The 13,492-nt window shown below is 34.9% G+C and carries 11 protein-coding genes; 9 read left to right on the top strand and 2 right to left on the bottom strand.

What is annotated here, in order from left to right:
* Nucleotides 1–53 precede the first annotated feature (53 nt).
* Both ACNC7R_RS05815 and ACNC7R_RS05810 read left to right on the top strand, forming a co-directional pair.
* A complete protein-coding gene (locus tag ACNC7R_RS05815) occupies nt 54–524 on the top strand; it encodes an FKBP-type peptidyl-prolyl cis-trans isomerase (protein WP_417940005.1) in 471 nt (156 codons plus the stop codon).
* Between the two features lie 55 nt (nt 525–579).
* Nucleotides 580–1,359 (top strand): O-methyltransferase, encoded by a 780-nt coding sequence (locus tag ACNC7R_RS05810; RefSeq protein ID WP_417940004.1) that lies wholly within the window; start codon nt 580–582, stop codon nt 1,357–1,359.
* A gap of 56 nt (nt 1,360–1,415) precedes the next feature.
* On the opposite strand, the gene ACNC7R_RS05805 is transcribed toward ACNC7R_RS05810, so the two are convergent.
* Both ACNC7R_RS05805 and ACNC7R_RS05800 read right to left on the bottom strand, forming a co-directional pair.
* On the bottom strand, nt 1,416–2,807 hold the full coding sequence (locus ACNC7R_RS05805) for an IS4 family transposase (RefSeq protein ID WP_417940003.1): 1,392 nt from the start codon (nt 2,805–2,807) through the stop codon (nt 1,416–1,418).
* A gap of 55 nt (nt 2,808–2,862) precedes the next feature.
* Nucleotides 2,863–3,519, bottom strand: a complete 657-nt coding sequence (locus tag ACNC7R_RS05800; protein WP_417940002.1) for a DUF6565 domain-containing protein — start codon at nt 3,517–3,519, stop codon at nt 2,863–2,865.
* A 277-nt stretch (nt 3,520–3,796) separates the two neighbouring features.
* Between ACNC7R_RS05800 and ACNC7R_RS05795 the strand changes: the two genes are divergently transcribed.
* From ACNC7R_RS05795 to ACNC7R_RS05765, 7 genes are all read left to right on the top strand, one after another.
* A complete protein-coding gene (locus ACNC7R_RS05795) occupies nt 3,797–4,483 on the top strand; it encodes an ABC transporter ATP-binding protein (protein WP_417940001.1) in 687 nt (228 codons plus the stop codon).
* Nucleotides 4,484–4,549: 66 nt separating this feature from the next.
* A complete protein-coding gene (locus ACNC7R_RS05790) occupies nt 4,550–5,119 on the top strand; it encodes a cob(I)yrinic acid a,c-diamide adenosyltransferase (RefSeq protein WP_417940000.1) in 570 nt (189 codons plus the stop codon).
* Between the two features lie 217 nt (nt 5,120–5,336).
* Nucleotides 5,337–5,558, top strand: coding sequence for a DUF2795 domain-containing protein (locus ACNC7R_RS05785; protein ID WP_007138072.1), 222 nt, complete (start codon nt 5,337–5,339; stop codon nt 5,556–5,558).
* A gap of 87 nt (nt 5,559–5,645) precedes the next feature.
* A complete protein-coding gene (gene secA, locus ACNC7R_RS05780) occupies nt 5,646–8,987 on the top strand; it encodes a preprotein translocase subunit SecA (RefSeq protein WP_417939999.1) in 3,342 nt (1,113 codons plus the stop codon).
* 135 nt (nt 8,988–9,122) lie between these two features.
* Nucleotides 9,123–9,500 (top strand): hypothetical protein, encoded by a 378-nt coding sequence (locus ACNC7R_RS05775; protein WP_417939998.1) that lies wholly within the window; start codon nt 9,123–9,125, stop codon nt 9,498–9,500.
* Between the two features lie 94 nt (nt 9,501–9,594).
* Nucleotides 9,595–11,757: a TonB-dependent receptor gene (locus ACNC7R_RS05770; RefSeq protein ID WP_417939997.1), complete on the top strand. Its 2,163-nt coding sequence runs from the start codon at nt 9,595–9,597 to the stop codon at nt 11,755–11,757.
* 130 nt (nt 11,758–11,887) lie between these two features.
* On the top strand, nt 11,888–13,486 hold the full coding sequence (locus ACNC7R_RS05765; RefSeq protein WP_417939996.1) for a PepSY domain-containing protein: 1,599 nt from the start codon (nt 11,888–11,890) through the stop codon (nt 13,484–13,486).
* Nucleotides 13,487–13,492 lie beyond the last annotated feature (6 nt).

Here is a 13,492-nt window from a genome sequence, read left to right as displayed (position 1 = left end):
AATGAATCGTCAATTAAAACAGAGAATTGTAATAATAACTAAACCAATATAAAATGAAAAAACTTTTATCTGCCTTATTAGTTTTCACACTTTTTTCATGCCTAAGCCCTGAAAATGACCCCTATACACCGCCCAAAGATTTTACAACAGAAAACGAAAAAGAAATTACCGATTATATTGCTAAGAACAATTTAACAGCTCAAAGAACCAGTTCAGGTCTGTATTATGTTATCAACGAGCCTGGCGAAGGAACGCAACCAACAACCTCTTCTAATGTTACAGTAATTTACAAAGGATATTACACCAACGGAACTGTCTTCGATACGGGAAAACCTGAAGGCGTTTCGTTTGGACTAACACAAGTAATTCAGGGCTGGACAGAAGGGATTCCTTATTTTAAAACAGGGGGAAGCGGCATTCTTCTGATTCCTTCACATCTGGGATACGGACCTTATGATTACAGAGGCATTCCAGGAGGATCTGTCCTTGTTTTTGATGTAAAATTAATTTCAGTCAATAACTAAATTATAAATTACTATTGGCTCTATGTATGAATAGAGCCAATACTAGAAATTAAAAATGCTGTTCCAAATAAAATCATATCTAAAGTTTCTTTGGCATTCTAAAAACGAACATGCCGTTCATTCGCCGTTTGTTTTTAATTTATTGACAAAATGTTTTTATGATAAGAAAACAAAACCAGAATATGCAATTCTAAAAAAATACAGAAAATCGCTTTTAGAAAACAAAAACTTCATCGAAGTATCTGATTTTGGAGCGGGTTCAAGAGTTTTTAAATCTAATAGAAGGCAAATTTCTAAAATTGCACAAACAGCTGGAATTTCGCCAAAACGAGCAGAATTATTATTTCGTGTTACGAATTACTTCCAGCCTGCAACTATTTTAGAAATAGGAACATCTTTAGGTTTGGCAACTTCTGCTCTAGCTTTAGGTAATCCGAAAGCAAAAGTAGTTACAATTGAAGGCTGCCCAAATACAGCAAATGTTGCTCAAAATCAATTAGCTGAATTTGATTGCAATAATATTAAAAATGTAATTGCTGAATTTGAATCTTTTTTTATTTCGGAAAACATTCAAGCCACAAATTACAACCTCATATATTTCGACGGCAATCATTCTAAAAAAGCAACTTTAGCTTATTTTGAACTTTTACTGCCAACTACAGACAATGATTCTGTTTGGATTTTAGACGACATTCATTGGTCTGAAGATATGGAAGAAGCTTGGGAAATGATCAAAAATCATCCGCAAGTAAAAGTTACAATTGATACCTTTCAATGGGGATTTGTATTTTTCAGGCGCGAGCAGGAAAAAGAACATTTTATAATTCGTTCATAAAAAAATGACAACCATTTCTGATTGTCATTTTCAAAACTAAAATAAACCTAACTAACCTACCGTCTGGACACATCTCTAAAGAGTGTCCAGCCTTGCATGACTGAATTGAATTTTTGCAGACCAATCCAAAAGGTTGTGATGCCAGGTTTTCTTTCAGAAAGATAGCCTTTCCATCCTCCTAATCTAGCAATAGCCCATATATATCGTTTCAAATCTGACGATTTATATGGGTTTTTTAGTTTTTCGGTTTTACCCTCTAATTGTATAATTTGCAATTCTAAACATTCCATTTCTTGCTCTGAAAAACAGCTTCTTGGTTCAGTCTCTTCTTCCGTGACATAGGCTATTTGCATTATAAAGAGCTTTATAATAGTCTCCAGCATCAAAAGACATAGTTTACGAACTGCTTTTCCTTGAGATAATTCGCTGGCTTCTATATTGAAGCCCTCTTTCTTTAAAATTCTAAATACTTCTTCAATAGTCCATCTATAGGTATACCATTCGATACAAAGTAATGCAGTTGGTAAATCTTCAACTTTTTTAGTAGTTAATAATCTCCAAAGTATTGGGTTTTCAATATTTTCTCCTACTTCTTTTGCCTCAATAGCGTAAAGATTGATTTTGTCTGGGAGATGTTTACCCGAATATTGATGTTTGCCTATTGTTATTTCTGAAAAACGTACTTCTATAGTAGCTGTTCTTTTCTGGATATTTCTCCTTCTGTTTCCTTCTAGTTCAATTGTGTAAGTTCCTTGAAGTGGCTGAGAACTAAGATGATCGAAAAGTTTTATTTTATTATCCAACAATCGATTAAATCGAGATCTAATCAATAAATGCGTTTTACTATCGGGAACAAGACAAAATTGTTCGAAAATATCTCCCTCTCTGTCCTGAATAATGATTATTTCTTTTGCTTTACTTAGTCTTTTCTTAGTTTCAAGAGAAGAATCTATCCATCTATAAGATTCTTTTTCTTCAATAGGTATACGATTGTGAGTATTGGTCTTCATTTTAGGGGGCAGTTCATGACCTCTATTCCATATTTTCACATCAGAAAAACCATAAGGCATTAAGGTATCTGCATCTATAATAAAACTTGGATGAATAAAGAAGCCAAGTCCACCAACAGAAGCATTAGTCAGTCCAATTGATTCATCCTTTTTTATCCTATTCTTGTGATTATAGAGGTTTATTTCGCTGCTATCCTGAATGCACAAAACAGATTTCTCTTCCACACAGCTTACACAATTAAAAGACATATTCTTTATAATATCAGCCTCACTGACATTATCATTTTGCAAAAATCGATAAATCGCTTTGGCTTCAGAGTCACTTTCTGCTAATTGTCTTATCGAATAAATGCTATTAGCAAATAAGCGATTGAGAATAGAATTACCTCTATTCAACAATCGCTTGTCTTTTAAATTTTCAAAATATCTAGTCTGCACTTTTTATCAAATATAATTAAAAAAATATTTGTGTCCAGACGGTAGCCTAACTAACCTATTTTTTTGCTGCTGCGTTTTCTTCAGATTTTGCGCCCATTCTGTTTACAGTATACATTGGTGCAAATTTTATTTTTAAGCCGGCAATTTTTCGATTATCATCAGCTGTTAAACCTTCTTTTTCAACTGTATTTTTACGGCTGTCAAGTGCTTCATACATTAATTTTATTTCATCCCAATCTTCACGTGAGTAGCTGTCTTTATTATTTTGTACAGTATTCACAAATTGATCGTAAACACTAAGAATATTTTTAGCATTTACCCATGCAAAACTCATATCTTCACCTATTTTCCCTTCTCCAAATAATGCATTACGTAATTTTTGTTTCGGACTTACCTCTGGCGCAAGCTTAGCTGCCATTTGATTTTTAAACTCTTCATATTTAATTTTACTCTCATTGATTCTTTCAGTCTCAGCAGTATTATCCTTAAGATCTGCAAGAGCTAATTGTGCATTTTCAGCTTTTCTTTCATATTCAGCTTCAACATCTTTCCAGTCAGCTTTCAAATCCTCTTCCGCTACATTTTTTACTGAATCAACATATGCTATATAAGAATCTATTTTCTTTTTTGCCTGTTCTTGTTTTTCGTCTTTGCATGATGTAAAACCTAATGCAATGAATACAATACCTGATAAAAGTTGTATTTTTTTCATAATCTTGATTATTTAATTATTAGATATCCAAATTTACTCCCTATCAAATCAAAACAAATTACATTATTTTCATGTTTTTTAAATTAATTATATTTTAAAAATGTAAAACATGAAAAATAATGATAATTATATAAAATAAATTCAAAAAAATATAATAAACTCAAGTCTTAAAATCGCTTTATGATAAATGATTTTTGTAACAAAATGTGATTATAAGCTACTTATACTTTTTATTGAAAAGTGTTTTGTACTTTTAAATCCAAAATTGTAAAACGAAATGGCAAATCCATTAATTCAAATAACTGACATTAAACGAAATTTTGTTCTTGGGAACGAAATAGTGTATGTTTTAAAAGGTATTAATTTAGAAATCAACAAAGGAGAATATGTAGCTTTAATGGGACCGTCCGGTTCCGGAAAATCTACTTTAATGAACTTACTGGGATGTTTAGACACCCCAACTTCAGGACGCTATGTTTTGAACGGAAAAGACGTTAGCCAGATGCGTGATGATGAATTGGCCGGAATTAGAAACAAAGAAATCGGCTTCGTTTTTCAAACCTTTAATCTTCTTCCAAGAACTACTGCCTTAGACAATGTTGCTTTGCCAATGATTTATGCCGGATATCCTAAATCAGAACGAGTTGTTCGTGCGACTGAAGTTTTAAAACAAGTAAATCTTGCAGACAGAATGGATCATCAGCCCAACCAGCTTTCAGGAGGACAGCGCCAGCGTGTTGCTATTGCCCGTGCATTGGTAAACAAACCTTCTATTATTCTCGCAGATGAGCCAACAGGAAACCTGGATAGTAAAACTTCTGTCGAAATTATGAAGCTTTTTGGAGATATTCATGCGCAAGGAAATACTGTGATTCTGGTAACACACGAAGAAGATATTGCAGCTTATGCGCATCGTGTTATCCGCTTACGGGATGGCTTGATTGAAAGTGACACATCAAAATAATTATAGTTTTTTGATTTAGACTATTTTCAACAAAACTTAGCATCTCAGAATCTTAGCTTTAAAAAAATGAAAATATATACCAAAACAGGTGATAAAGGTACAACTGCCCTCTTTGGGGGAACCCGGGTACCAAAAGATCATATCAGAATTGACAGTTATGGCACTGTTGATGAACTGAACTCCTATATAGGATTAATTCGTGATCAGGAAATTAACTCACACTATAAAATTATTTTAATCGAAATTCAGGATAGACTCTTCACAGTTGGTGCCGTTTTGGCAACTCCTCCGGAAAAAGAAGTTTTAAAAAACGGCAAACTTAGACTAGAAAATCTAGGAATAATTAATTCAGACATCGAACTACTCGAAAACGAAATAGACAAAATGGAAGAAAGTCTTCCACAAATGACTCATTTTGTTTTGCCTGGCGGCCACCCTACAGTGTCACATTGTCATATTGCACGTTGTATTTGCCGTCGTGCTGAGCGCTTAGCAGTACATTTAAGCCATAATGAACCCGTTCCTGAAATCGCAATCATGTACTTAAACCGACTTTCTGACTACCTTTTTGTCTTGGCACGGAAGTTGTCTTCTGACCTTAAAGCAAAGGAAGTGAAATGGATTCCTAGAAAGTAGGCAGTAACAGTTTTTTAGTTTTCAGGCTATAAGCACAAATAAAAAACGAACACTAAAAAATCCAGGAATTAGCAGTAAATATGAGTTTTCATACTGCAAACTGCCACAGAAAACTGATCACTAACAAGGACGTTCTTAAATTTTACTAAAATAAATCAATTTTTACTTGTCTTTTTCAGTAAAAAAATTATTTTTGCACAAACTAAATCGACAAAAGATGTATTGGACATTAGAATTAGCATCCTATTTAAGCGATGCACCGTGGCCTGCTAACAAAGACGAACTTATTGACTACGCTATTAGAGCCGGAGCTCCTTTAGAAGTAGTAGAAAACCTACAGTCGATTGAAGACGAGGGAGAGATATATGAATCAATGGAAGAAATTTGGCCTGATTATCCAACAGACGAAGATTATCTTTGGAATGAGGATGAATATTAAAAAATAAACCTAATGAAAAAGTCTCATCACAGAGGCTTTTTTTTTGGTTCAAATACACATTTACATAAAATAGAAATACAATAAATCATGAGTTTTATAAACAGCATTATTAAAGTCTTTGTAGGTGATAAATCACAGAAAGATGTTAAAGCTTTACAACCTTACTTAAATAAAATTAAAGCATTCGAAGCTCCTTTAATGAGTCTGTCAAACGACGAATTAAGAGAGAGAACTGTTTACTTTAAGGACAGAATTAAAGAAGCAAGATCTGATAAAGATGCTAAAATTGCTTCGCTTAAAGCGGAAGTAGAAAAAATTGAAGACATCGATAAAAGAGAAGATTTATATGATGCAATAGACGCTCTCGAAAAAGAAGCTTATGAGATTTCTGAAAAAACTTTATTGGAATTACTTCCTGAAGCATTTTCTGTTGTAAAGGAAACAGCCCGCCGTTTCAAAGAAAACTCACATATTGAAGTTACTGCAACCCCAAAAGACCGTGAATTTTCTGCAACAAAATCATATATTACTATTGATGGCGACAAAGCGATTTGGGCAAACAAATGGAACGCTGCCGGAAAAGATATCACTTGGGACATGATTCACTATGATGTTCAGCTGATTGGCGGTATGGTATTGCATGAAGGTAAAGTTGCCGAAATGCAAACAGGAGAAGGTAAAACTTTAGTAGCTACCCTTCCGCTTTACTTAAATGCGTTGACAGGAAACGGAGTTCACTTAGTAACAGTGAACGACTATCTGGCAAAACGTGACAGCACATGGAAAGCACCTTTATTTGAATTCCACGGTTTATCTGTTGATTGTATCGATAACCACCAACCAAGTACAGAAGCTAGAAAAAAGGCTTATGATGCTGATATTACTTACGGAACCAACAATGAGTTTGGTTTTGACTACTTAAGAGATAACATGGCACACTCTCCAAGCGATTTAGTTCAGAGAAAACACAATTTTGCTATTGTAGATGAGGTAGACTCTGTATTAATCGATGATGCCAGAACACCGCTTATCATTTCCGGACCAGTTCCTCAGGGAGATCGTCACGAATTCAACGAATTAAAACCAAAAATCGAAAATCTGGTTGCACAACAGCGCCAGTTAGCGAATGGTTTCTTAGCTGAAGCTAAAAAATTGATAAAAGAAGGGAATACTAAAGATGGAGGCTTCCAATTGCTAAGAGCTTACAGAAGTTTACCTAAAAATAAAGCATTAATTAAATTTTTAAGTGAAGAAGGAATTAAACAATTACTTCAGAAAACTGAAAATCAATATATGCAGGATAACAATCGTGAAATGCACAAAGTGGATGAAGCTTTGTATTTTGTGATTGAAGAGAAAAACAATCAGGTAGAATTGACCGATAATGGTATCAAATATTTATCAGGAGATACTGATTCCGATTTCTTTATTTTACCAGACATTGGAACAGAAATCGCAGCAATTGAAAAACAAAAATTAGACAAAGACGCTGAAGCTGAAGCAAGAGAGAGACTTTTTCAGGATTTTGGTGTAAAAAGCGAACGTATCCATACGCTGACACAGCTTTTAAAAGCATATACTTTATTTGAAAAAGATGTAGAATATGTGATCATGGACAACAAAATTATGATTGTCGATGAGCAAACAGGTCGTATCATGGACGGACGTCGTTATTCTGACGGTCTTCATCAGGCGATCGAAGCAAAAGAAAACGTAAAAATCGAAGCTGCAACTCAAACTTTTGCAACTGTAACACTACAAAACTACTTTAGAATGTACAGCAAATTAGCTGGTATGACAGGTACTGCTGTTACGGAAGCGGGCGAGTTATGGCAAATCTATAAATTGGACGTAGTTGAAATTCCAACCAACCGTCCAATTGCAAGACATGACAAGGAAGACTACATCTACAAAACGACACGTGAAAAATTCAACGCTGTAATCGAAGACGTTACTGAATTATCAAAAGCAGGAAGACCTGTATTGATTGGAACAACTTCTGTAGAGATTTCAGAATTACTAAGCCGTATGCTTAAAATGAGAGGAATCACACACAATGTATTGAACGCCAAAATGCACAAGCAAGAGGCGCAAATCGTTGAAGAAGCTGGTAAAGCCGGAGTAGTAACCATTGCAACAAACATGGCTGGTCGTGGTACGGATATTAAATTATCTCCGGAAGTAAAAGCGGCAGGAGGTCTAGCAATCGTGGGTACAGAGCGTCATGATTCCCGTCGTGTAGACAGACAGTTACGTGGTCGTTCAGGTCGTCAGGGAGACCCGGGAAGTTCTCAATTCTACGTTTCTCTTGAAGATAACTTAATGCGTTTATTTGGTTCTGAAAGAGTTGCGAAAGTAATGGACAGAATGGGACTTAAAGAAGGAGAAGTTATTCAGCATTCTATGATGACCAAATCTATTGAACGTGCTCAGAAAAAAGTAGAAGAAAACAACTTTGGCGTTCGTAAACGTTTATTAGAATATGATGACGTAATGAATTCTCAGCGTGAAGTAGTTTACAAACGTCGTCGTCACGCATTGTTCGGAGAGCGTCTGAAACTGGATATCGCAAACATGCTTTATGATACCTGCGAACTGATTGTAGACCAAAACAAAGTAAATAACGATTTCAAAAATTTTGAATTTGATTTAATTCGTTTCTTCGGAATTACATCTCCTATTACTGAAACTGATTTCTCAAAATTATCTGAAATCGAAATCACTGGAAAAGTGTACAAAGAAGCTTTGGCTTTCTATACAGAAAAAACCGAAAGAAGTGCCAGAGAAGCTTTCCCGATTATCAAAGGCGTTTTTGAAGAACCTAACAATCATTTTGAAAGAATTGTAGTTCCATTTACAGACGGAATCAAAACGTTAAATGTTGTTACAGATTTAAAGAAAGCTTATGAAAGCGAAGGTGCTCAGTTGATTGCTGATTTTGAAAAAAATATCACGCTTTCTATTGTTGATGAAGCCTGGAAAAAGCACTTACGCAAAATGGATGAATTGAAACAGTCTGTTCAGTTAGCTGTTCACGAACAAAAAGATCCATTGCTTATTTATAAATTAGAAGCTTTCAACTTGTTTAGAGGAATGCTGGATAACGTAAACAAAGAGGTGATTTCATTCTTATTCAAAGGTGATCTGCCAGCTCAAAACGTTCCTGAAATTCACGAAGCAAGAGAAGTTCGTCAAAAAGAAAACTTACAATTAAGTAAAGACGAGATTCCAAATAGTGAAAGCATGAACCGTGAGGCTGGAGAAACTCAGCAGCGTCAGGTTACGGAAACTATCGTTAGAGATATGCCAAAAATCAACCGAAATGATAGTGTAACGGTTCAGGAAGTTGCTACAGGAAAAACGGAAACAATGAAATTTAAAAAAGCTGAAACCTTAATTGCCAATGGCACCTGGGTTCTTGTGAAATAATATTTTCTAAAGTAATACATTCTAAATCCCCAACTACTTTTGTAATTGGGGATTTTTTTATGTAAAAAAACTAATATTTGTTCTTTCTAAAACGAATAAAATGTACTTTTGCATTCGAAAACAAAGAAACAACTTTTGAAAAAGTTATTAATCATATTTCTTTCCTGCATGCTATTAGTTCCTTCTTTTGGCAGTTTCTTTGTTTACACCTCATTCAAATTAAATCAGGAGGAAATCTCTAAAACGATCTGTGTTCAGCGAAAAATGATCTTTAATTCGTGTAACGGCCGATGTGAACTTCAAAAGAGTCTAAAGAAATATGCTGACAACGAAAAAAAGATGCAAAACAACCTCAAAGAAAAAGTTGAAGTTGTTTACATTCAAAATTCTCCAACAGCTAATTTCAAATTAGTTACACCTATAGAATCAGCAACAGCACTTTTTGCTTCTTATGATTCAAAACCAATCTCGGTTTCCAATAGTACTTTTCATCCTCCGTCCTATTTTATATAAGTTTTAGTACACTTTTCAATTCAAAACTGAAAAGATTTTTCTTGTCTTGATGTCAGGAAATAACATGCTGCTTTTAAAATTTATATAATTTAAAATGAAAAAAATATACTTTACCCTTTTAATCATAGGGCAATGTGTTCTTGCACAAAATGAAGTGAAACAAGACACAACAAAATCTCAGGAACTCGAAAATGTTTTTATAACTGCCAATCGTACCGCGAGTTTACGCAAAGAAACGCCTGTCGCTATTAGCAAATTAACGGCAAAAACAATTAACGAAGCTAAAGCAACAGCTGTCTATGAAATCATAAATAAAACGCCTGGAGTTCTCATGGTCAATTTAGGAAACGAACAGCATATGATGTCTATTCGTCAGCCTATGACAACCAATGCCTACTATCTATATCTCGAAGATGGTCTGCCAATTCGGCCTATGGGAATTTTCAACCACAATGCTTTATTAGAGATCAATCAATTCAATTTGCAAAGCATTGAAGTGGTTAAAGGTCCGGTTTCCTCTTTGTATGGTCCCGAAGCTGTAGGCGGAACTATCAATTTAATTTCGATAAAACCACCTGTTGATCCTGAGTTTAAATTTGGAATTCAGGCTGACAATTATGGCTACAGGAGATTTCAGGCTGCCGGTGGTGCAACAATAGGAAAAGTAGGTTTTCATATTGCCGGAATTTCCAGTTTACAGGAAAATGGCTGGATGACGTATTCTGATTATAATAAAGACAATCTGAATGCGAGAATCGATTACAACATCTCACCTTCTACCCGATTGATCAGCAATACCATGTACGGAAAATATTATTCTGACATGAGCGGAAGCGTCAACGAAGAAGCCTTTAACAACAGAACCTACAAAAGTACAACCGATTTTACGTATAGAAAATCAGATGCTTTACGAACACGTTTAACCCTTGAACACGACTGGAACAGCAATTCAAGTAGTTATATCACAGGATATTTACGTGATAATAAACTTGGGCAAAATCCTTCTTACGGAATAAAATGGAGTGCAACAGTAAATCCTACAACGGCAAAGGGAGAGGTCAATTCGAACAACTTTAAAAGTTATGGAGCAATTGGTCAGCATATTCAACAATTTAATTTCTTAAATACCAAACTGGTTGCAGGTGCTTTATATGATTACTCTCCTGTAACTTACTGGTCTTATGTAATCGATTTGAAAGCGAATTTAAACCCCGGTGAAACAGGGAAACAAACGGTAGATTCTTATGAAATTATTGCAGAACACCCTGACTCCAAATTAGCCGATTATTCTGCTGATATTTTCAACACAGCTGGTTATGCTCAATTGAGTTTTAATCCAATAGAAAAATTAGTTATTACTTTGGGCGGTCGCTATGACAACATGAAAGTAGATTACGAAAATTCCCTGGACAATTCTACAGGAAATAAAATCTATGACAAAATGACTTTTAAGGCTGGAGTAAATTACAACCCTTTTGATTTTGCAGGCTTTTATGGTAACTATTCACAAGGTTTTGCACCTCCTGGTATTACTTCAATTTTCAGGGCTAAACCGGGAACAGGCGGTTCAACAGGTGTTCCCGCCGAATTTTATTACAACTTAAAACCAGCAGATTTCGATAATTTTGAAATTGGCGGATGGGTTTCTTTCCTTCAAAATAAATTAAACTTTGATTATGCCTTTTATTATATGGAGGGCAAAAATGAATTGTTAAGTATTAAACTGCCCGATAACTCAACGGATTATCGCTCGGCTGGAGAAACTCGCCACAAAGGAATCGAATTTGGAACTTCTTACCGTCCTTCAAAACAATTCAATTTTCGTCTTGGCGGAACTTATACACAACATACCTACATCGATTTTAAACTTTCAGATAAACCGTCAGATTCCGTACAGGATTTAAACGGAAAAGAGATGCCAGCTGCGCCGAGATGGTCCGGAAATTCAGAGGTAAGTTATTACCCGAACTGGCTTCCAAATTTAAGAACTTCTGTTGAGTGGCAGCTTGTAGGCAGCTACTATCAGGATCAGATCAATACGGTAAAATATGGTGGTTATAATTTATTCAATGCCAGAGTTGGCTACCAATGGAAAAGCATAGAAGTTTACGGAAATGTCATGAACCTAACCGATAAATTATACGCATATAACGTTTCGAGAACGAATATTGTAAACGCTCAGCCAACCTACACAGCAGCTGCTCCACGAACTTTTGTTTTTGGAATACAATATAATTTATCATTAAAAAATAAGTAGTTAATCCCAACTCTACGCTATATCTTTTGTGGCGATCCCCGCCACAAAAGGATATCGCTTTAAATGAAATTCACTGAACTCCGATTAAAATTATTGTCAAGTGAAGTAATCGGTGCTAAAAAACGGAACAATGAGCAAAGAAATAACAGCCAAAAAATCCAAAAAGAAAGATTCTAAAATAATAAAGAAGATCAAACAGCACATGTACAAATGGCATCGTGCGATAGGTTTAATTACAATTATTCCTGTAATCTTCTGGACATTATCAGGTTTGATGCACCCGTTTATGGCGCACTTTTTCAAACCCGAAATTGCACATAACAAACTGGAACAACAAGTTTTTGATAAAAGTCAGCTGCACTTTTCGATTCAGGAAGTTTTACAGAAAAATAGACTAACACAATTCAAAAATTTCAGAATTGTATCCTTCAACAATAAAACGTATTACCAGCTTAAAACGATAATTGGTGAGTTATGGTATTTTGATGCCTCAACAGCCCGGAAATTAGAAAACGGAGATCAGAAATATGCCGAATGGCTTTCCAGATATTTTCTAGACGATCAAAAAAACACTATTAAAAAGAGTGAAATTGTAACCGAATTTAATTCGCAGTACAAATATGTAAACCGTTATTTACCTGTCTATAAATTGAGTTTTGATCGCCCGGATTCTATGGAAGTTTATGTAGAAACCTCATCAGACAAACTGGCTACTTTTAATCCGGCTTCCAGACAATGGTTTATCTGGTTTTTCGATACTTTTCACAACTGGTCATTTATAGATGCCATTTCAAACAACAGTATTCGAATTATTACCATGATTTTCCTGTTGTCTATTATTGGATTTTCTGCCCTGAGCGGAATCTTAATTTACGGTTTACTTTGGAAACAATTCAAAAAAACGGATAGTGTACAACCTAAAAAAGGGCTTCGGAAATACCATCGTCAAATCGGGATCTGGATTTCTCTTTTTACATTAACTTTTGCTTTTAGCGGTGCGTATCATGCCACTACAAAATGGGATCCCTATACCTTATCCCAAATGGTTTACGAACCCACTTTTGAAACTAAAGAAATCCCAGGAGCGAATAACAGGCTTGATTTAGACTGGAATCGTTTTCAAAACATGAGCATTATTACACTAAACGACACGACTTATTATCGTTGTCAGTTGGCTGAAAAAGAAACAAAAAGTTTCAAAAAACCAAAATCAGATTCTAAATGGAACAAAAAAGAGGATAAAAAATCGGAAATCGTTTATATCAACGCAGCTACAAATAAAATTGCGCCAAATCTGGATTTAGAATATGCCGAATTTTTAGCTTATTATTTTACAGATGGAGCACCAAAAGCTTCGTGCTGCGAAATGATTGATATATCAGAAGATAATTCTCAGCCTTCATTTGAAAATATAAAATTGCTTGAATCAAAAGTTCTAAATGACTTTGAAAGCAGAGAATACGGCTTTGTCAATAAAAGGCTTCCAGTCGTAAAATTGGCTTATGATACGCCTGAGAAAACAACTTACTTTATAGAAACTTCAACCTCAAGATTGGCCGCAGTTATCAATAATTCAGACCGGATTGAAGGTTATTCCTTTGCCATTCTCCATAAATTTTTATTCATGGACTGGGCCGGAAAAAACATTCGGGATCTGACCATGGTTTTGGCTGCATTGACGATATTAATTGTTAGTATTTTTGGGTTTATTTTGTTTTTGAAGAAATAATATCGT

The sequence above is a fragment of the Flavobacterium adiutor genome, from assembly GCF_048282555.1.
Lineage (GTDB): Bacteria > Bacteroidota > Bacteroidia > Flavobacteriales > Flavobacteriaceae > Flavobacterium.
The sequence above is the reverse complement of the archived record's forward strand: the minus strand, read 5'-3'. Positions and strand labels throughout refer to the sequence as shown.

Bases quoted from the DNA above. Each gene is read 5' to 3' on its own strand.
- ACNC7R_RS05790 (WP_417940000.1), top strand. From the start codon at position 4,550: ATGAAAATATATACCAAAACAGGTGATAAAGGTACAACTGCCCTCTTT.
- ACNC7R_RS05810 (WP_417940004.1), top strand. From the start codon at position 580: ATGCTGTTCCAAATAAAATCATATCTAAAGTTTCTTTGGCATTCTAAA.
- ACNC7R_RS05765 (WP_417939996.1), top strand. From the start codon at position 11,888: ATGAGCAAAGAAATAACAGCCAAAAAATCCAAAAAGAAAGATTCTAAA.
- ACNC7R_RS05800 (WP_417940002.1), bottom strand. From the start codon at position 3,519: ATGAAAAAAATACAACTTTTATCAGGTATTGTATTCATTGCATTAGGT.
- ACNC7R_RS05785 (WP_007138072.1), top strand. From the start codon at position 5,337: ATGTATTGGACATTAGAATTAGCATCCTATTTAAGCGATGCACCGTGG.
- ACNC7R_RS05770 (WP_417939997.1), top strand. From the start codon at position 9,595: ATGAAAAAAATATACTTTACCCTTTTAATCATAGGGCAATGTGTTCTT.
- ACNC7R_RS05815 (WP_417940005.1), top strand. From the start codon at position 54: ATGAAAAAACTTTTATCTGCCTTATTAGTTTTCACACTTTTTTCATGC.
- ACNC7R_RS05795 (WP_417940001.1), top strand. From the start codon at position 3,797: ATGGCAAATCCATTAATTCAAATAACTGACATTAAACGAAATTTTGTT.
- secA (WP_417939999.1), top strand. From the start codon at position 5,646: ATGAGTTTTATAAACAGCATTATTAAAGTCTTTGTAGGTGATAAATCA.